Genomic DNA, 19,605 nt, shown 5'->3' on the forward strand with positions numbered 1-19,605 from the left:
TCATTGGAAATTCAGCAAATTAGCTTTTCTCGGTGACCTATGACACGCACTTTTTTGAGTGATGTGCCACGATTTCTCCCATCATTGGGGAATCTACCGGTACGCTTTTTCCTATGTGCGGAATTGTTGGATATGCAGGAGCCTCAAGCCGAGTCGCCGATCACGGCGCCCTTGACGTTCTAATTGAAGGTTTACGTCGGTTGGAGTACCGCGGTTATGACTCGGCTGGTGTAGCCGTAGTAGCCGATGGTGCCATTCACTCACGGAAGAAGGCTGGCAAACTTGTCAACCTTGAAAACGTGATCGCTGAAGAACCATTACCCCAGTCTTACACCGGAATTGGCCACACTCGTTGGGCCACCCACGGTGGACCGAGCGACTCGAACGCTCACCCACACCTCGCCGACGGCGGCAAGCTTGCAATGATCCACAACGGCATCATTGAAAACTTCGCTGGCATCAAGGCGCAGCTAGTATCCGAAGGTGCAGAATTCCTTTCTGATACCGATACCGAAGTTGCCGCCGAGTTGCTGGGCAAGATGTACGGCGAAGCTAATGGGGACCTCACCCTCGCCATGCAGCTTGCAGTAAAGCACCTTGAAGGTGCCTTCACCCTCTTGGCAGTACACCAGGACCACCCGGGTCTCGTTGTGGCAGCTCGCCGCAACTCCCCGCTGGTACTGGGTCTAGGCGATGGCGAGAACTTCCTTGGTTCAGACGTCTCCGGCTTCATCGACTTCACCCGTCGTGCCGTAGAGCTGGGTCAGGACCAGATCGTCACGATCACCCCAGATACCCACACCATCACCGACTTTGACGGCAACCCTGCCGAGGGCAAAGAATTCACCGTTGACTGGGATGCAGCCAGCGCCGAGAAGGGTGGCTTCCCATCCTTCATGGAGAAGGAAATTTTTGACCAGCCTGCCGCCGTGGCCGACACCCTGTTGGGCCGTTCGGACGCCGATGGCCGTCTGACTCTTGATGAGCTTCGTATTGATGCAGAAGAACTCACCAAGATCTCGAAGATTGTTGTTCTTGCTTGCGGTACCAGCGCTTACGCCGGTTCCGTTGCCAAGTACGCCATCGAGTCCTGGTGCCGTATCCCTGTTGAGGTTGAGCTCTCCCACGAGTTCCGTTACCGCGAACCAATCGTTGACGAGAACACCTTGATCGTTTCGATCTCCCAGTCCGGCGAAACCATGGACACCTTGATGGCCGTGCGTTACGCCAAGGAACAGGGCGCGAAGACCATGTCGATCTGTAACACCAACGGGTCAACCATTCCTCGCGAATCCGACGCGGTGCTTTACACCCACGCCGGTCCAGAAATCGCAGTTGCCTCCACCAAGGCATTCCTGGCACAGATCACCGCCACCTACCTGCTTGGCCTGTACCTGGCTCAGCTGCGTGGCAATCTGTTCCAGGGCCAGATCAAGGACATCTTGGCTGACCTTGGAAAGATTCCTTCGAAGATCCAGGACATCCTGGACCGCTCGGATGAAATCAAGGAACTTGCTCGCTCCATGGAAGATGCTTCCTCGGTACTCTTCTTGGGTCGCCACGTCGGCTACCCAGTTGCCATGGAAGGCGCCCTGAAGCTGAAGGAAATCGCTTACATCCATGCTGAAGGTTTCGCCGCTGGCGAGCTGAAGCACGGTCCGATTGCCTTGATTGATGATGGCCAGCCGGTCTTCGTAGTGGTTCCTTCCCCTCGCGGTCGCGACTCGCTGCACTCGAAGGTTGTCTCGAACATTCAGGAAGTTCGCGCCCGTGGCGCCAAGACCCTGGTTATTGCCGAAGACGGCGATGACTCGGTCAAGGACTTCTCCGAGTGGGTCTTCTACGTCCCAGAGACTCCAACCCTGCTGATGCCACTGTTGGCCACCGTGCCACTACAGATCTTCGCATGCGAGCTTGCCTCGGCGAAGGGCTTCGATGTGGATCAGCCACGTAACTTGGCTAAGTCGGTGACCGTGGAGTAATCCACGATCTTCGAACTTTTGCGGGCACCCTTTTTGATGGAAAGGGTGCCCGCAGTTGTTTAACTTCAGGATAGGAATCGGCAACATCTTAGATATAGCTTGAAAGCAATGCATTCACGCCAGCGTAAGGACAGAATCAGGTTCTAGCGCCGTTGACCGTCATGAGCCTCTGCTGATGCAGTGGCCAAAGGTTTGGTGCGTTCCAAGATCGCTGTAACAGTTAGCGAAGTTCGCAATGTACTTCCTGCCGCTTGAGATGCTTGGTCCATGACCTCTGTATCAACATTCCTCTGGTTGGATTCCACTGCTTGGACTGCGATTACCGCAATCGCAACTTCTGCGTTGGTCCTCGTGGGCGGGTTGACGATAATTTCGGCAGCCATTGATTCAAGGGCGAAATCGAGACCTTACGTTGTGGCAGAGCTCCGAGCACGTAAATACGGAGCTGGGCTCGGTCTCGTTATTACCAACTATGGAGCTTCCGCAGCACAGAATGTTCGTGTGCAGCTACCCGCTTCTTTCGACGAAGTTAATGACAATGATCCATACCGCCAAAACGGAACTGCAGCGTTCATGCGCTTATTAATCAGGAAGTACAAAAATACAATCCCAATAGTTGGGCCTGGACAGTGTGAAAGTAATATTTGGATACGGCGAGATGAATTGATCGAGGCCAAAGAACCATCACCAAAATCTACGGACTTTATCACTGTCTCTTATGACAAGATCGGCTGGCTCGGTAAGATGTTTCGCCAACGATACTCCGACACTTTTCCGATGAAGTTTGACCACAGAATCCATGACACCGACAGCAAACATTCGAGAGACGTCGAACAACGGCTAATGGTGACAAACCAACATTTGGACAGGATCCAAAGTTCGCTACGATCCATCAACGAGATCATTGAACGAGACGACGAAGAATCAGGAAGTGAGGAAGACTGAATCTCCTATATAAGTTCTTTGGCGATTGCATGTCAGAGAAACTTATCCCCACAGTGTGTCGATTCTTATGGCCATTACGGTTCCCACTCGGAGCATGTGTTTAATTTTCATGCCCACTCGCCACTAGATAGACTGGAACCCATGATTGCAGGTATCGGTGTCGACATTGTCGACGTGCCACGCTTTGGCCGCCAACTCGAACGAACCCCACGCTTGCGTGAACGTCTTTTTACTTCCATAGAACGTGATCTACCGTTGCGCTCCCTGGCTGCACGTTTCGCTGCGAAGGAAGCTATCGCCAAGGCACTTGGTGTCCCGGTAGGGATGAACTGGCAAGACTGCACTATCGCTAAAGACGAAGCCGGCGATCCGCAGGTACTGATCCGTGGCACGGTAGCTGCAGCCAGTGAACTTCGTGGGATTACTTCCTGGCATTTGACCTTGTCACATGACGGGGACATGGCCATTGCGATGGTCGTTGCTGAACGATAAACGACACGTTCGCTATTAAAACGGACGTATCACCGGATAGGTGAGTAAAGTTTGTCTTATGATCCCTGTCTACAGTGTTGCGCAAGTACGTGCGGTCGAGGCCCAAGAGATCTCTAAGCGTGGAAGTGAATCGCTGATGCGCGCTGCTGCCAGCGAACTAGCTGCCGCAGCCGAAGCGATGCTGGCCCAGACCGTCTCCCCCACCGATGCTCTAGTCATTGGTTTGATTGGTCCGGGAAATAACGGCGGCGACGGTCTCTACGCGCTGACCGAGCTAGCTCAACGCGGTTATCAGACTCTTGCTCTCCAGTGCACCGAAACAGGCCACCCAGAAGCGTTGAAGGCTTATGCTTCCGTTGCTGGCACCGTGAAGTCTCTGTCCGAGGGCAAAGAAGCTCTATCCTCAGCCTCGTTAGTTATCGATGCAATTTACGGCATTGGCTACCGAACCGGAGCACAGCTACCAAAGCTTCCTGCAGGCACCCGAGTACTAGCTTGCGATGTGCCTTCTGGACTGGACTGCGAAACCGGTAGTGCCGATGATGATGTGTTGCTCGCCGAGCGGACCGTGACCTTTGGCGGTATGAAGACCGGACTGATTTCTCAGGATGCACCTTTGGTTACCGGTGAAATTCAGGTCGCAACTCTGGACTTTGATTTCTCCTCGGTCACCCCAGAAACACACTTAGTCGATGAAAACGCGGCTCAAGAGCTACTGAACGAACATCGCAGCTGGCGAGACGCCGGACGGCACAAGTACGAGCGCGGTGTGCTGGGTCTCATTGCAGGCTCCGCTCTCTATCCTGGAGCCGCCCAGCTGACCGCTCGCGCCGCAGTGGCCTGTGGTGTGGGATTGTTGCGCACTCACGTTCCAGAAGAAGTCCAGCCACTACTGTCTTTGGCAGCCCCGGAAACCGTGCCTTTGGATGATGAACAAATCACCGAAGCACTTTCCCTGGCACGCCGTCACCTGCACGGTCGCGGAGCCAAGATTTCTGCGTGGGCCATTGGCCCTGGAATTGATAGCCGCACTCCCCCAACCGGAGTTATTGCCAACGTCTTTGATAGCCGCCAGCCAGCAGTTATTGACGCCAGCGGACTAGAGGTAGTTCCTACCGGCCCCAGCGAGCAACCACGTGTGCTCACCCCGCATGCCAAGGAACTACGAATGCTTCTACGCCGTGCCGGCGTAAGTGTCACCACCGAAGAAATTCGGCAGGACCCTATTCGTTGGACCCGCTGGGTCGCGTTGGCTTATAACGCTGTAGTTCTGTTGAAGGGCCCAACCAGTTACGTGGTGGCGCCCAATGGCGCAAACCTAGTGGTCTGCCATGCGGCAGCTCAGCTGGCCACTGCTGGCTCTGGAGATGTCCTTACAGGCATTCTCGGCTATATGCTCTCCGACAGCTCGCTGACCGGTATTCACGGCCTTGAAACGGTAAGCAATAGCCGCCTAATGGAACTGACCGCATGCGCTGCCGTCATTCATGGACAGCTAGGCACGGTTACCGCGCAGCAGGGCACGGTCAGCGCCTCGCGCTTGATCGATCAGCTGCCAGCAGTAATGAAAGACTTTGGGTTCTAACTAAATACTGACTAAAAACAGATGCGGTTCATGCGCGATATTCTCGCACATGAACCGCATCTGTTTTTAATTTTTAGTCTTCTTCTAGATCAAACTTCTCGCCCGGACCGGTCATAACCCAACCTTGTTCCCGCCACAATGGACGGTCCAATACGTTACGGCCATCAATCAACACACGCGAGCTAACGACTTCACCTAGCTCTTGCGGATCCAAGGCCCGGAATTCTTTCCATTCGGTGAGCAACAGAACCAGGTCGGCTTCCTTTGCTGCGTCACGCCAGGACTCAACATAGTTCAAGCGTGGGAAGCGGCCCGCGGCGTTCTTATTGCCTTCTGGGTCATAGACCGAGACTTCGGCGCCCGAGTTGTAGAGCCGCACGGCGATGTCCAAGGCCGGTGAGTCACGTACGTCATCACTATCTGGCTTGAACGTTACGCCCAACACACAGATACGCTTACCAGCTAGCTGGTTTCCGAGGATTGAGGAAGCCAGAGAAACTACGCGGTCACGGCGGCGCAGATTGATCTGGTCCACTTCATCCAGGAATCCCATGGTCTGGCTCAAGCCCAGCTCGCTGACGCGTGCCTGCAGTGCGCGGATGTCCTTGGGTAGGCAACCGCCGCCAAAGCCTACTCCGGCGTTCAGGAACTTACGGCCAATACGTGCGTCATGACCAATAGCGTCTGCCAGCGTCTTGATGTCGCCGCCCACGGTTTCGGTCACCTCAGCAAAGGCATTGATGAAGGAAATCTTGGTGGCAAGGAAAGCGTTGGCCGCCACCTTGACCAACTCAGAGGTTTCTAGGTCGGTGACGACCTCTGGGGTTTCTAGAGCAAGAATCGGGGCGTACACCTCCCGTAGCTTAGCTAGAGAGGTATCGTCTTGGATGCCGTAGACCAACCGGTCTGGGGTGAGGGTATCTTTGACCGCGAACCCTTCACGCAAGAACTCTGGGTTCCACGCCAAACTGATGTTGCTATCAGGCTTGGCGGTCGCTTCGATGCGTTCGCTAAGCCGGCGTGCAGTACCTACGGGAACGGTGGACTTGCCAACGATGAGTGCTTCACCGGAAATATTTGCCACAAGAGAATCAACTGCTGCGTCTACGTAGCTCATGTCTGCTGACTGTGAGTCCGCGCGCTGTGGGGTTCCCACGGTCACGAAGTGGATGTCAGCGTGCTTCCCGACTTCTTCATAGGAGTCGGTAAAGCGTAGCCGGCCGCTAGCCACGTGCTTACGCAGTAGCTCGGGTAGGCCCGGCTCATGGAATGGAAGAATTCCTGCGCTCAGTGCCTGAAGTTTTTCTGCATTGACGTCGAGGCCAATGACCTCGTAGCCAAGTTCTGCCATACATGCGGCATGAGTTGCACCAAGATAGCCGGTGCCGATGACGCTGATACGCAATGTCACGAAGAACTACTCCCCAGATCTCTAACCCAATAACTACTCATTAGAATGCCACACCCCCGCACCATGTTCCTTACTGGAACGCGGTACGGGGGTGTGAGTTTTCTCGATGTTTACTGAGAGGATGCTTTACAGTGCCAAGTGAGTTGCTACGGCAGCTGCCAGCAGCTCTGCTTCTGCTTGAGCCTGCTCGTGCGTGGCCGCTTCGACCATCACGCGAACAACTGGCTCGGTACCCGATGGGCGCAAGAGCACTCGTCCGGTGTCGCCCAGACGGGCTTCGGTGCCAGCGATCTCCAAGAGCAGTGGTTCACACTCTGGAGCGGCAGCCTTATCCACGCCGCGGACGTTGATCAGAACCTGTGGAAGCACGGTAAGTACCGAAGCTAGTTCCTTCAGGGTCTTTCCGGTGGCCTTCACGCGGGCTGCCAAGAGCAGGCCGGTGAGTACACCGTCACCGGTGGTGGCGTACTTGCTGAAGATGACGTGGCCGGACTGCTCGCCGCCAAGCGAGTAGTTACCTTCGCGCATACCTTCAAGCACGTAGCGGTCTCCCACTCCGGTCTGCTTAAGCGTAATGCCAGCTTTTTCCATGGCAATTTTTAGACCAAGGTTGCTCATCACGGTGGCGACTAGAGTGTCGTCCTTCAACTCGCCGCGGTCCTTGAGGTCCAGCGCCATGACTGCCATGATCTGGTCACCGTCTACAACGGTTCCCTCGTGGTCTACAGCGAGGCAACGATCCGCGTCACCGTCGTGAGCGATACCAAGATCTGCACCGTGTTCAAGCACGGTAGCCTGAAGCTTTTCTAGGTGGGTGGAGCCGTAGCCGTCATTGATGTTGATACCATCTGGCTCGGCACCGATGACGATAACTTCTGCACCAGCATTCTTGAAGACCTGTGGTGAACAGCCCGAAGCCGCACCGTGGGCGCAGTCGAGAACGACCTTGACTCCATCAAGGCGGTTTGGCATTGCTGCCAGTAGGTGCAGAATGTAACGGTCTTCGGCGTCAGCGAAGCGCGAAATGCGTCCTACTGCCCCGCCGGTAGGACGTGGGTTAGGCATGTCGAGGCAGGCTTCGATGGCGTCTTCCAACGCATCATCAAGCTTCTTGCCACCACGTGCCAGGAACTTAATACCGTTATCCGGTGCGGCATTGTGCGAGGCAGAGATCATCACGCCAAAGTCTGCGTTCAGATCACCTACCAAGAATGCAGCAGCCGGAGTGGGTAAAGTACCCGCATCCTTTACGTCTACGCCAGAGGCAGCTAAGCCGGCCTCGATAGCTGCGGAAAGGAAGTCGCCGCTGATACGCGGATCCTTCGCTACCACTGCTACCGGTTTACGGCCGTCTTCCGACTGACTTAAACCAAGTACTACCGAAGCTGCCTGCGCTAAATCTAGCGCCAGCTCGGGAGTCAACAACTCGTTTGCTTTTCCTCGGACCCCATCGGTCCCAAATAACCTTGCCATCATCGTTAAGCATAAGCCCTACGCATCGATTTACCGGCGAGATTGTGAGCTTTAGAACGCTATATCAACAAAGTTCAGTGCCTTTGAAGTCACATTTAGGCTTTTAACGGCCAAAGGCCCCACATCCGAAGATGTGAAGCCTTTGGGAAACCTGTGGGTAAGGTTTAGCGCTTCGAGAACTGCGAAGCCTTACGAGCCTTCTTAAGACCGGCCTTCTTACGCTCGATGACGCGAGCGTCACGAGTCAAGTAGCCATTCTTCTTCAAGGTCGCGCGGTTTGCATCGCGGTCGATCTCGTTCAATGAACGGGCAATGCCAAGACGCAATGCGCCGGCCTGACCCGAGATGCCGCCGCCGTGGATACGAGCGATAACATCGTAAGCGCCTTCTAGACCCAGAACCTTGAAAGGCTCGTTAACATCCTGCTGGTGCAGCTTGTTAGGGAAGAAGTTTTCCAGGGTGCGACCGTTGACGATCCAGTTACCTGAACCTGGGATCAAACGCACGCGGGCAATAGCCTGCTTGCGACGACCAACGGCACCGCCTGGGACGGTTAGTGGAGCGCGCTCGGAATCGGCAACAACGGCCGATGCAGAGGTCTCGGTGGTGTAAGTCGAAGGGGTTTCGCCTTCGAATTCAGTGGTCTCTTCAGTGTTCTCAGCCACGATATTCTCCTATTAAGTCTTTGTTCTCGAGGCCAGTACTACTGAGCGACCTGGGTGATTTCCAGTGCCTTTGGAGCCTGTGCTGCGTGAGGGTGCTCCGCGCCGCGGTAGACCTTCAGCTTCGAGACCTGAGCATCGGAAAGCTTGTTCTTTGGAAGCATGCCCTTGATAGCCTTCTCGACTGCAAGAACTGGGTTCTTTTCGAGGAGCTCTGCGTAGTTAACGCTCTTGAGGCCGCCCGGGAAGCCCGAGTGACGGTAAGCGCGCTTGTCCTGCAGCTTCTTGCCGGTCAGTGCGACCTTCTCGGCGTTGATGATGATGACATGGTCGCCCATGTCCATGTGAGCTGCAAAGGTTGGCTTATGCTTGCCGCGCAGCAAGGTTGCGGCCTGAACGGCGAGACGGCCGAGTACTACGTCGGTGGCGTCAATGACATACCACTGACGAGTCTGGTCAGCCGGCTTAGGGGTGTACGTACGCACAGTAATTGCCTTACGTTGATTCGTTTCTGGTCAAACAGTCGCTTGGCTGAAGGCGGTGAGATCCCCCAGTGTCGAGCACTGTCGTGTTGTTCTTGTGCTAGACCAGTACGTCAGGTGAGGACTGAGATGACCGGCCGTCCATATATTGTTCGCACACCCAGCAGACCAGCGACTATGCAACTAAGCCGTCACGCTTGGGCGTGTAGTGTCGAACGTGGACATACACAACTCATAAAAGTTTAGCCGATTAACGGTCAGACGACCAAAACAAAGGTACCTCTAGGTGAGCAACAACACCCAGAACGTCGTTAATCGAGGCTTTTTAATGAATCTGTCTGCGAAACATCGCGTCTTGCCCGGGTGAGCGCCGCACGCGCTGCAAGTTCGTCATCATCAGGATAGTAGACCTCTTCGAGGACTAATGGGTGAGGATGAGCAAGAATCGACTTTGAGTCACGCACCATTAGAGCCAACCGCTCGGCGAGGAAACCTGGCTGTTCTCTTCCACTGGCAACACGTAACGCGCCACCAATGAGCGAACGCACCATATTGTGGCAAAACGCGTCGGCTTTGAGGTGAACCACGATGTTTCCATCCTCAGCACGGCTGAATACAAATTCCTGCAGCGTCCGAATGGTGGTGGCTCGGGGCTTTGGCTTACAGAAAGATAAGAAGTCGTGGCGTCCAAGTACCGACTGAGCCTCAGCATTCAACAGATCAATATCGATCTCTTCGCGGTACCACATGGTCAGCTGACGACTCAGCGGATCCCAGCGGTGAATGCCATCGGCAATCCGGTATGAGTAGCGCCGAGCTAATGCGGAGAAACGGGCATCAAACCCGTCCGCGGCTCGGTCGACCTCATGCACCCAGACGGCGCCTTGCTGCTGGCCCAATAGGCCATTGATACGTCGCAACAGTGCCGGGCCTGGCTCCAGATCCGAGTTACGCGGCAGGCCCAGGTATTCTTCTTCAGTCAGATCGAAGTGTACGACCTGGTGGCGTGCATGCACTCCCGCATCGGTACGCCCGGCAACAAATACGCGAACGAGACGACGGATCAGCGTTTCTAGGGCTTCTTCAACAAGCTGTTGTACTCCGGTGACGTTAGGCTGACGGGCCCAACCGTTATAGGCGGCACCGTCATAACCCAGCACCATCCGCATACGGATCAGGGCTGGCTTGTCAGTGGTACCCAGAGCGGTAGTACCTAAGGGATCAAAATTGTCAGACTGCGAACTCATGTATTCAATTATGCGCAAGGATCAACGGCAACAACGAATCTGGTGGCTCGCTTCACGGACAAACTAGGATCAGTCCAGCCCAAGACCCAGTTTCTTATATGCCTCGACGCTGTCTGCAGCAGATACTTGCGCCTTGATCAGTTCACGCTTTGGCGAGATCCAATTGGATCAGAGAATTGAAAATTCCTCGCTGACGCGACTGGATGGAGATCTCAGCGAAGACATCAGCATCATGAACGATAGAGCATTGGTCTACGCTGAAGCAGCCGAGAAGACCAAAGATGAGAATCTTATACAGGCACTGACCGCTGTCGGGGGCCATGACAATAAGATGGCGCAGCTGTTGGCAAACAAGGATCTGAGCGCAGACGAAAAATCGGAGCAACTGACGGCGCTGCAGACTCCTGAGTTTTTTGAAGCCTATGAAACCTACGGCACTACCTGCAAGTCCTAGGCACTACGCAGTGGCCATCAGTCCGTGGAGATTTCCAAGGTTTAAAGAAAAGATTCCCGTTGGTTCCTTTCGGATCCAACGGGAATCTTTATGTCACCTATAAAGGTGACGGAGCTTTAGCTCGAAGGAAGCTTACGCCTCTTCGGTGGTTGGCTCAGCAGCGGTCTCGGTAGCCTTGGTGGCTTCCTTGACTACGGCCTGCTTTGGCGAAACCGGTTCCATAACCAGTTCGATAACTGCCATAGGAGCGTTGTCGCCCTTGCGGTTACCGATCTTGGTGATGCGGGTGTAACCACCCTGGCGGTCAGCCATTGCTGGTGCGATGTTCGCGAATAGCTCGTGAACGATCGACTTGTTGGTGCGCGAGCGCGATGCGATCACGGCCTGGACGCGACGACGCGATGCCAGATCCCCACGCTTTGCGAAGGTGATCAGGCGTTCTGCGTGTGGACGCAGACGCTTGGCGCGGGTCAGGGTGGTGGTGATCTTCTTGTTCTCGAAGAGCTGTGCTGACATGTTAGCGAAGATCAATCGCTCATGTGCTGCACTGCCGCCGAGACGCGGACCCTTAGTAGGGGTAGGCATGGTAATTCTCCTAGATGAATGACCGAGCCTGTCGGTTTATACCGGCAGATCGGGTGAAGTAGTGTGTCGCGAGACTAAAGTCTTTACAGACCGTCGTCGAAGACGTCGTCGCCATCTTCCATGGCGCTACGAGCGGCAAGGTCAAATCCTGGAGGGGAATCCTTCAGGGCTAGACCTAGTTCAACCAGCTTGGCCTTGACTTCGTCAATGGACTTCGCACCGAAGTTACGGATGTCCATCAAGTCTGCCTCGGAGCGAGTTACGAGTTCGCCCACAGAGTGGATGCCCTCACGCTTCAAGCAGTTGTACGAGCGAACGGTCAGTTCCAGATCCTCGATCGGCAACGCCATGTCAGCAGCCAAAGCTGCGTCGGTTGGCGATGGGCCGATTTCGATACCTTCTGCTGCGGTGTTCAGTTCGCGGAACAAACCGAACAGCTCAACCAGAGTGGTACCTGCGGATGCAACAGCATCGCGCGGGGTGATCGATGACTTGGCCTCAACGTCTACGATCAAACGATCGAAGTCGGTGCGCTGCTCAACACGGGTAGCTTCCACACGGAAAGTTACCTTTAGAACTGGCGAGTAGATCGAATCAACTGGGATTCGACCGATCTCTGCGTCAACGTTCTTGTTCTGAGCTGCTGACACATAGCCACGGCCACGCTCAATGGTAAGTTCCATGTCGAACTTGCCATTGGCATTCAAGGTAGCGATATGCAGGTCAGGGTTGTGGAACTCTACACCCGCTGGTGGGGTGATATCCGCTGCGGTAACGACGCCTGGGCCCTGCTTGCGCAGGTAGGCGACGACCGGCTCGTCGTGCTCGGAAGAGACCGACAGGTTCTTGATGTTAAGAACCAATTCGGTGACGTCTTCCTTGACGCCGGCTACGGTAGAGAACTCGTGTAGTACTCCGTCGATTCGAACACTGGTAACAGCTGCACCAGGGATCGAGGACAACAGGGTACGACGTAGTGAGTTACCTAGGGTGTAACCAAAGCCTGGCTCCAACGGTTCAATGACGAACCGGGAGCGATTCTCGGAAACTACTTCTTCGGTCAGGGTTGGGCGCTGCGTAATGAGCACTTACATTTCCTTTCAGCGAGCGTCCGCTATATGACGCCTCACGGGGGTGGAAACGACGGTAGCCAGTTGGCCGTTCGTCTGTTGCAGGCAAGAGAGTCCAAGAACGTCACCGACCCATTCTCTCGAATGGCCCGGTGACTTCTTTAGGCTCAGCCTAGCGAATCAATTAGACGCGGCGACGCTTTGATGGGCGGCAACCGTTGTGAGCACTTGGGGAAACATCCGAGATGGATCCAACCTCAAGGCCAGCAGCCTGCAGCGAGCGGATCGCGGTTTCGCGTCCCGAGCCCGGGCCCTTGACGAAAACGTCAACCTTGCGCATGCCGTGCTCCTGCGCGCGCTTAGCGGCAGATTCAGCAGCCATCTGAGCGGCGTATGGGGTCGACTTGCGTGAACCCTTCATGCCTACCTCGCCGGCCGAAGCCCACGAGATAACAGCGCCATTCGGATCGGTGATCGATACGATGGTGTTGTTGAAGGTGCTCTTGATATGCGCCTGTCCCTGCGCAATATTCTTTTTGTCCTTGCGACGCGGCTTACGTACCGCTCCACGAGTCTTAGGGGGCATTTCTTCTCCTACGAAAAAAGTATTTGAACTAGATCGCTAAGATTTAGCGAGTCTTCTTCTTACCTGCGACGGTACGCTTTGGTCCCTTACGGGTGCGTGCGTTCGTCTTGGTGCGCTGACCGTGGACCGGCAGGCCCTTACGGTGACGAATACCTTCGTAGGATCCGATCTCGACCTTACGGCGGATGTCGGCCTGAACCTCACGGCGCAGGTCACCTTCTACCTTGTAAGTGCCTTCGACGAAGTCACGCAACTGAACGAGTTCAGCGTCGCTAAGATCCTTCACGCGAGTGTCCGGGCTAATGCCGGTCGCTGCGAGGGTCTCTTCTGCACGGGTCTTGCCCACGCCGTAGATGTAAGTCAGCGCGATAATTACGCGCTTCTCGCGTGGAATGTCCACGCCTGCTAAACGAGCCAAGTGGCTACCTTTCAACCAACGGAGGTCTGGAACAGTACCACCCAGGATGATTTCTCCTGGCCCCGGCCTCCGAACCCGGGGGTGTGCATCGATTTCTCGATACGGTACTGCCTATATGACTACGCGTGGGTAATTCCGAAGAACGGAATTAGCCCTGACGCTGCTTGTGGCGTGGATTTTCGCAGATCACCATGACCACGCCATTACGACGGATCACCTTGCACTTATCGCAGATCGGCTTCACGCTAGGGTTAACCTTCAAGGCTTTGTCCTTTGGCGGTTGCAGTTATTGTGTGGAGCAGTAAACAAACAGCTTGTCCCAAGAACATTAGTCAGACGGACGTTAGAAACGATTTCTCGTAAACGCCCGTCAAAAATGTCTATGGACTGCAGATTTACTTGTAGCGGTAAACGATACGGCCTCTGTTGAGGTCGTATGGGCTCATTTCAACCTGCACACGATCCTCTGGGAGGATACGAATGTAGTGCTGACGCATCTTACCCGAGATAGTTGCAAGTACTACGTGACCGTTTGGCAGCTCTACGCGAAACATCGCGTTCGGCAGCGCTTCGGACACAGAGCCCTCTACCTGGATGACGCCTTCCTTCTTGCCCATTTTCCCCGCTAACTTTTGTTGTCAATGATTTTCCATTAACAAGTAATTGGTTCTGATTGTTTCAACTTCGCCAAAGCTCCTGAGAGTTTTAGGCGCATTAAATAGACAACCAAAAATTAAGAATACGCCATCAGCAGAGCCTAGGACAAATCCAAGGGCGCACTAAAAATGTTAGTTCCGGCACCTCGTGGGTACCGGAACTACGAATTAAGCTGGGATGGGCGATGGAGTGACACCAAATGGTGCCAGTCCGGCCGCTCCCCCGTCATGAGCAGTAAGCACCCAAATGCCACCCAAGTGGATGGCTACGGTGTGCTCCCACTGCGAAGCGTTGGCCTTGTCGTCGGTCACGACGGTCCAGTCATCTTCCAACACCGAGGTGCCGATCTGGCCACGAACCAACATTGGCTCAATAGCCAAGGCCATCCCTGGCTTGATGCGTGGGCCGCGGTGTCCGGTGTTGTAGTTCAGTACATCCGGAGCCATGTGCATGGCCGAACCGATACCGTGACCACAGTAGTCTTCCAAGATTCCCAGTGGGGCACCTGGCTGAGCCGAGACAAAGTCATCGATGGCTTCACCGATCTGACCGATGAAGCGTGCCTTGGAGAACGCGGCAATGCCGGCCCACATAGCCTGCTCAGTGATTTCACTCAGACGCTGGTCGGCAGGATCAACGTTGCCAATCAATACGGTGCGCGCCGAGTCCGAGTGCCAGCCGTCGATAATCGCGCCACCGTCAATCTTCAGCACGTCGCCATCTTTGAGTTCATAGTCGCTCGGGAAACCATGAACAACCTCGTGGTTTACCGAGGCGCAGATGGAAGCCGGGAAGCCGTGGTAACCCAAGAAGTTACTGGTAGCTCCGTGGCGTTCTAGAACCTTCGCGAAGATCGCGTCGATGGACTTGGTGGTGACGCCCGGGCGGGCGGCAGCACTGGCTTCATCCAGTGCTTCGGCGAGAACCAGACCGGCCTCGCGCATTTTTAGTATCTGCGAATTGGTTTTGTACTCAATTCGCGGCTGACCTAGAGCCAAGGTAATGCTCCCTAATTCTTATCTTTACAATCCGCACTGCGGATTGTTTACTTCGCTGAAACTACATAGGGACCGGGCCACGGCCTGCACAGGCTGGTTGTGGCTCGGTCCCTATGTGTGAACTGGTATTTGCTAGGCGCTGACGTTCAAGGCTGCGAGCACGCGCTCGGTGACCTCGTCAATGGCACCGAGGCCATCTACCTTGCGCACAATGCCACGCTCTTCATAACGTTCAACCACGATGCGGGTCTCTTCGTTGTACAGGCTCAGGCGGTGACGGATGACCTCTTCGGTATCATCTGCACGGCCTTCAATTTCTGCACGCTTGAGTAGACGAGCTACGAGCTCATCATCATCTGCGGTGAGCTGCAAGACTGCATCCAACTCGACGTTCTGAGCTTTGAGCATTGCATCCAAAGCATCAACCTGCGCACTGGTGCGTGGGTAGCCGTCAAGCAAGAAACCGTTGGCTACGTCTTCTTGTGCCAGACGATCTTCAACCATGTTGTTGGTGACCGAGTCTGGGACGAAGTTGCCGGCGTCAATGTACTTCTTGGCTTCGACACCCAGTGGGGTGCCGCCCTTGACGTTGGCGCGGAAGATGTCACCGGTGGAGATCGCGACGATCTCCAAACGCTCGGAGATCTTCACTGCCTGGGTGCCTTTGCCGGCACCTGGCGGACCAATAATTAGCAGTCGACTCATCGCAGTAGCCCTTCGTAGTTTCGTTGCTGCATTTGAGCATTGATTTGTTTGACGGTTTCCAGACCCACACCAACCATGATGAGGATCGAGGTGCCGCCAAATGGGAAGTTCTGGTCAGCGTTGAACAGCACGAATGCGATCAGCGGGATCAACGCAACGAACGCCAGGTACAGGGCGCCCGCAAAAGTGATTCGTGAAATCACGAACTGCAGGTAATCTGCCGTTGGCTTACCGGCACGAATGCCTGGAATGAAGCCACCGTACTTCTTCATATTGTCCGAGACCTCAACTGGGTTGAAGGTAATCGCGACATAGAAGTAGGTGAAGCCAATGATAAACAGCGTGTAAACAAGCATGTACCACGGCGAGGAGGACGCCGAATGGGTCTGCAACCACATGGCCCATTCGGGCAGTGTGCCGTCATCGTTCTGATTGAACGAGACGATCATCTGTGGCAGCGCAAGAATCGAGCTGGCGAAGATCACTGGGATCACGTTCGCCATGTTGACCTTCAGCGGGATGTAGGTGGAGGTTCCACCCACGGTACGTCGCCCGATGGTGCGCTTGGCGTACTGCACCGGAACACGGCGCTGAGACTGCTCCACGAACACCACAAGTGCAATCACCAACAAGCCGACGGCGATAACACCAAGGAAGGTGCCCCAACCCTGCGACTGCTGGATAGCGCCCATAGCGGATGGGAAGCCAGAAGCGATCGAGATGAAGATCAGGATGGACATGCCGTTGCCGATACCGCGCTCGGTGATCATTTCGCCCATCCACATGATCAGGCCGGTGCCTGCGGTCAGTGCGAAGATCATCAGCAAGATCACGATGATGGAATCATCTGGGATCAGCGGAAGTGTACAGCTTGGGAAAAGTCCGCCGGTACGCGCCAAGGTGATCAACGTGGTGCCCTGAAGTAGGGCCAACGCGATGGTCAGGTAGCGGGTGTACTGGGTCAGTTTGCCTTGGCCTGCTTGACCTTCTTTATGCAGCTCTTCGAAGTGTGGGATCACCACACGCAATAGTTGCACAATGATGGCGGCCGTAATGTACGGCATGATACCCATGGCAAAGATCGATACCTGCAACAGGGCGCCGCCGCTGAAGAGGTTAACGAACTGATAAAGACCACCGGTGGTTGAACCCATCGCCAGACACTGCTGAACGTTGCTGTAATCGACACCCGGGGCCGGAATGAAAACGCCGACTCGATAGATCGCAATGATCCCGAGGGTGAAAAGCAATTTGTTGCGCAGGTCAGGCGTCCGAAAAACTCGGGCTATGGCGCTGAACAAGCGTCCTCCTGAAGTATGTGCCTGAGTCTCGATAAAGACTCTTGCTATGACCTAATGATTCTAGCCGTCTAATGTACTATCGTGCCAAATACGCCACACAGTCAGCAGCCGATTTTTTAGCGTTATTGGCATAAAATCGGCGTGTTACGTGGATTTACTTCGCGTCATAGTTCGCATAATGAAAGATAAGAAAATCCCCGGTGAGCTTGTCTAAACAAGCTCACCGGGGATTTAGCTTAAGCTCAAACCCTGATTTAGAGGGTTTCTGCCTGGCCGCCAGCAGCAGCGATCTTCTCGGTTGCGGAAGTCGAGTAGGCGTTAACCTTCACGTCAACCTTGACCGTTAGGTCGCCGGTGCCAAGCACCTTGACTGGCTGGTTCTTGCGAACTGCGCCCTTAGCAACAAGTGCCTCGACGGTGACTTCGCCACCCTCTGGGAACAATTCCGAGATCTTGTCCAGGTTTACAACCTGGTACTCGACGCGGAATGGGTTCTTGAAGCCTCGCAGCTTTGGCAGACGCATGTGCAGCGGAAGCTGTCCACCTGCGAAGCCTGCCTTGACCTGGTAACGAGCCTTCGTGCCCTTCATACCACGGCCTGCAGTCTTACCCTTGGATGCCTCGCCACGACCAACACGGGTCTTAGCTTTCTTGGCACCTTCAGCGGGACGCAGGTGGTGGATCTTAAGTGCGGATTCTTTGATAGCCATCTTTACTTAGCCTCCTCTACCTTCAACAGGTGTGGGACCTTGTTGACCATACCTACGGTCACAGGGTCAGCGGTGCGGACAACGGTGTGTCCGATACGCTTCAGACCCAGTGAGCGAACGATATCGCGCTGAACCTGGCTACCACCAATGATGGACTTGATCTGGGTGATTTCCAGAGTGACGTCGCTTGGAACAATGTTCTTAGCCATTGATTAAGCACCAGCCTTCTGGGTCTGGATGTGACGCAACATAGCTGCTGGAGCAACTTCGTCCAGTGGAAGACCACGGCGAGCTGCAACTGCTGCAGGCTCTTCGAGAGCCTTTAGCGCGGCGATGGTGCCCTTGACGATGTTGATCTGGTTGCTTGAACCCATCGACTTCGAAAGGATGTCCTGGATACCAGCACATTCCAACACGGCACGCACCGGACCGCCGGCGATAACGCCGGTACCCGGGGATGCTGGACGGAGCAAGACGACGCCAGCGGCGGCCTCACCCTTGACCAGGTGTGGGATGGTTCCGCCAACGCGTGGAACGCGGAAGAAGGACTTCTTAGCCTCTTCAACGCCCTTAGCGATAGCTGCTGGAACTTCCTTGGCCTTACCGTAGCCAACGCCGACCATTCCGTCGCCGTCACCTACAACAACAAGTGCGGTGAAGCTAAAGCGACGACCACCCTTGACGACCTTGGATACGCGGTTGATAGCTACAACGCGCTCAAGGAACTTGTCCTTGTCGTCGTTGCGGCTGTCCTTCGAATCGCGGCCACGGCCACGACCCTCGCCACGGCCACGGCCTTCTCCACCACGTCCACGTCCTTCGCCGCGAGCGGCGCCGGTCTTTTCCGTGGCAGGAGCTGCAGCGGTCGAGGCTGCTTCAGTAGCTTCAGACACCTGAGTTTCCTTCTTGTTAGTAGCTTCGCTCACAGTGCCAGCCCACCTTCACGTGCGCCGTCAGCAATAGCTGCCACGCGACCGTGGTAGCGGTTGCCACCGCGGTCGAAGACAACTGCTTCGATCCCAGCAGCCTTGGCGCGCTCGGCAACGAGCTCACCAACGCGCTTGGACTTGGCGGTCTTGTCGGCATCGCTTGCGCGAAGATCTGCTTCCATGGTCGAAGCGCTGGCCAGGGTCAGACCCTGTGAGTCGTCCACGATCTGTACGAACATGTGACGAGCCGAGCGGTTGATGACCAGGCGTGGGCGTACCGAGGTACCAACGATGCGCTTGCGCACACGAAGGTGACGACGTCCGCGTGACGCGGAGCGGCTCTTGCCCTTGATTCCGATAGCCATAATTATTTACCAGCCTTTCCGACCTTGCGGCGGATGATCTCGCCAGCGTAGCGAATGCCCTTGCCCTTGTAAGGCTCGGTCTTACGCAGCTTGCGGATATTGGCGGCAACTTCACCGACGTGCTGCTTGTCAATACCAGCGATGGTGATTTTGTTGTTGCCTTCAACGGTAAAGGTGATGCCGTCAACGGCGCTTACCTTGACAGGGTGCGAGTAACCCAGAGCAAGCTCCAGGTCCGAACCCTTGGCAACCACACGGTAACCGGTACCGTGAATTTCAAGCTTCTTTTCGTATCCCTCGGTCACACCGATGATCATGTTATTGATCAGGGTGCGGTTCAAGCCGTGCAACGAGCGCGATTCGCGGTTGTCGTTCGGGCGGGACACGGTAACGGTGTTCTCGTCCTTAGCAACGGTGATAGGTGCCTGAACGGTGTGCGAAAGCTCACCCTTCGGGCCCTTTGCGGTGACCTTCTGGCCATCCACAGTCATCTCAACGTTAGCTGGGACGGTGATCGGAAGACGTCCAATACGTGACATTGTCTGTTG

Annotated in this window: 23 protein-coding genes and 1 pseudogene; 5 read left to right on the plus strand and 19 right to left on the minus strand. The window is 55.2% G+C overall.

The features are described 5' to 3' along the window. Positions 1-113: 113 nt before the first annotated feature. The 4 genes from glmS (at position 114) to CQ011_RS05540 (ending at position 5,004) form a co-directional block, all read left to right on the plus strand. Entirely contained in the window at positions 114-1,982 is a 1,869-nt protein-coding gene (gene glmS / locus CQ011_RS05525; RefSeq protein WP_105675480.1) for a glutamine--fructose-6-phosphate transaminase (isomerizing), read from the plus strand. Between the two features lie 267 nt (positions 1,983-2,249). Next, positions 2,250-2,927, plus strand: coding sequence for a DUF8453 domain-containing protein (locus CQ011_RS05530; protein WP_105675482.1), 678 nt, complete (start codon positions 2,250-2,252; stop codon positions 2,925-2,927). 141 nt (positions 2,928-3,068) lie between these two features. Continuing rightward, positions 3,069-3,419, plus strand: coding sequence for a holo-ACP synthase (locus CQ011_RS05535; RefSeq protein ID WP_096256865.1), 351 nt, complete (start codon positions 3,069-3,071; stop codon positions 3,417-3,419). A 58-nt stretch (positions 3,420-3,477) separates the two neighbouring features. Then, a complete protein-coding gene (locus tag CQ011_RS05540; RefSeq protein ID WP_105675484.1) occupies positions 3,478-5,004 on the plus strand; it encodes an NAD(P)H-hydrate dehydratase in 1,527 nt (508 codons plus the stop codon). Positions 5,005-5,077: 73 nt separating this feature from the next. On the opposite strand, the gene CQ011_RS05545 is transcribed toward CQ011_RS05540, so the two are convergent. The 5 genes from CQ011_RS05545 to truA all read right to left on the minus strand — a co-directional run bounded on the left by CQ011_RS05545 (position 5,078) and on the right by truA (position 10,201). Beyond that, entirely contained in the window at positions 5,078-6,415 is a 1,338-nt protein-coding gene (locus CQ011_RS05545) for a UDP-glucose dehydrogenase family protein (protein ID WP_105675486.1), read from the minus strand. A gap of 126 nt (positions 6,416-6,541) precedes the next feature. Continuing rightward, positions 6,542-7,888, minus strand: coding sequence for a phosphoglucosamine mutase (gene glmM / locus CQ011_RS05550; RefSeq protein ID WP_105676132.1), 1,347 nt, complete (start codon positions 7,886-7,888; stop codon positions 6,542-6,544). A 164-nt stretch (positions 7,889-8,052) separates the two neighbouring features. Beyond that, positions 8,053-8,553: a 30S ribosomal protein S9 gene (rpsI, locus tag CQ011_RS05555; RefSeq protein ID WP_105675488.1), complete on the minus strand. Its 501-nt coding sequence runs from the start codon at positions 8,551-8,553 to the stop codon at positions 8,053-8,055. Between the two features lie 38 nt (positions 8,554-8,591). Further along, positions 8,592-9,035, minus strand: coding sequence for a 50S ribosomal protein L13 (gene rplM, locus CQ011_RS05560; RefSeq protein WP_096256869.1), 444 nt, complete (start codon positions 9,033-9,035; stop codon positions 8,592-8,594). Between the two features lie 308 nt (positions 9,036-9,343). Continuing rightward, complete coding sequence (truA, locus tag CQ011_RS05565) at positions 9,344-10,201, minus strand: tRNA pseudouridine(38-40) synthase TruA (RefSeq protein ID WP_502692876.1); 858 nt, start codon at positions 10,199-10,201, stop codon at positions 9,344-9,346. A 211-nt stretch (positions 10,202-10,412) separates the two neighbouring features. On the opposite strand from truA, the gene CQ011_RS05570 reads away from it, so the two are divergent. After that, positions 10,413-10,733, plus strand: a complete 321-nt coding sequence (locus CQ011_RS05570) for a hypothetical protein (protein ID WP_105675492.1) — start codon at positions 10,413-10,415, stop codon at positions 10,731-10,733. 135 nt (positions 10,734-10,868) lie between these two features. Here CQ011_RS05570 and rplQ read toward each other — a convergent pair. From rplQ to rplF, 14 genes and pseudogenes are all read right to left on the minus strand, one after another. Continuing rightward, positions 10,869-11,318: pseudogene (rplQ, locus tag CQ011_RS05575) on the minus strand (50S ribosomal protein L17); the annotation flags it as partial. Between the two features lie 83 nt (positions 11,319-11,401). Next, a complete protein-coding gene (locus CQ011_RS05580) occupies positions 11,402-12,406 on the minus strand; it encodes a DNA-directed RNA polymerase subunit alpha (protein ID WP_096256874.1) in 1,005 nt (334 codons plus the stop codon). Between the two features lie 166 nt (positions 12,407-12,572). Next, a complete protein-coding gene (gene rpsK, locus CQ011_RS05585) occupies positions 12,573-12,974 on the minus strand; it encodes a 30S ribosomal protein S11 (protein WP_105675494.1) in 402 nt (133 codons plus the stop codon). A gap of 43 nt (positions 12,975-13,017) precedes the next feature. Further along, positions 13,018-13,392 carry a 30S ribosomal protein S13 gene (gene rpsM, locus CQ011_RS05590; protein ID WP_096256876.1) on the minus strand — a complete coding sequence of 125 codons (375 nt, stop codon included), beginning with the start codon at positions 13,390-13,392 and terminating at the stop codon, positions 13,018-13,020. Positions 13,393-13,540: 148 nt separating this feature from the next. Further along, on the minus strand, positions 13,541-13,654 hold the full coding sequence (gene rpmJ, locus CQ011_RS05595; protein ID WP_013349661.1) for a 50S ribosomal protein L36: 114 nt from the start codon (positions 13,652-13,654) through the stop codon (positions 13,541-13,543). 133 nt (positions 13,655-13,787) lie between these two features. Then, on the minus strand, positions 13,788-14,009 hold the full coding sequence (infA, locus tag CQ011_RS05600; protein WP_096256877.1) for a translation initiation factor IF-1: 222 nt from the start codon (positions 14,007-14,009) through the stop codon (positions 13,788-13,790). A gap of 207 nt (positions 14,010-14,216) precedes the next feature. Further along, a complete protein-coding gene (gene map, locus CQ011_RS05605; protein ID WP_105675496.1) occupies positions 14,217-15,047 on the minus strand; it encodes a type I methionyl aminopeptidase in 831 nt (276 codons plus the stop codon). Between the two features lie 132 nt (positions 15,048-15,179). Continuing rightward, positions 15,180-15,752: an adenylate kinase gene (locus tag CQ011_RS05610; protein ID WP_096256879.1), complete on the minus strand. Its 573-nt coding sequence runs from the start codon at positions 15,750-15,752 to the stop codon at positions 15,180-15,182. Further along, the gene (gene secY / locus CQ011_RS05615; protein ID WP_096256880.1) at positions 15,749-17,053 is read right to left on the minus strand and encodes a preprotein translocase subunit SecY; all 1,305 of its coding nucleotides are present in this window, start codon (positions 17,051-17,053) and stop codon (positions 15,749-15,751) included. Before secY ends, CQ011_RS05610 begins: the two co-directional genes overlap by 4 nt. Positions 17,054-17,307: 254 nt before the next feature. Further along, entirely contained in the window at positions 17,308-17,763 is a 456-nt protein-coding gene (gene rplO / locus CQ011_RS05620) for a 50S ribosomal protein L15 (protein ID WP_096256881.1), read from the minus strand. A gap of 2 nt (positions 17,764-17,765) precedes the next feature. Then, on the minus strand, positions 17,766-17,972 hold the full coding sequence (gene rpmD, locus CQ011_RS05625; RefSeq protein WP_096256882.1) for a 50S ribosomal protein L30: 207 nt from the start codon (positions 17,970-17,972) through the stop codon (positions 17,766-17,768). Between the two features lie 3 nt (positions 17,973-17,975). Next, positions 17,976-18,656: a 30S ribosomal protein S5 gene (gene rpsE / locus CQ011_RS05630; RefSeq protein WP_181148030.1), complete on the minus strand. Its 681-nt coding sequence runs from the start codon at positions 18,654-18,656 to the stop codon at positions 17,976-17,978. Between the two features lie 29 nt (positions 18,657-18,685). Further along, positions 18,686-19,057, minus strand: a complete 372-nt coding sequence (gene rplR, locus CQ011_RS05635) for a 50S ribosomal protein L18 (RefSeq protein WP_096283652.1) — start codon at positions 19,055-19,057, stop codon at positions 18,686-18,688. Positions 19,058-19,059: 2 nt separating this feature from the next. Beyond that, entirely contained in the window at positions 19,060-19,596 is a 537-nt protein-coding gene (rplF, locus tag CQ011_RS05640) for a 50S ribosomal protein L6 (RefSeq protein ID WP_105675500.1), read from the minus strand. Positions 19,597-19,605: the final 9 nt, after the last annotated feature.

This window comes from Arthrobacter sp. MYb213, from assembly GCF_002979915.1.
Taxonomy (GTDB): Bacteria; Actinomycetota; Actinomycetes; order Actinomycetales; family Micrococcaceae; genus Glutamicibacter.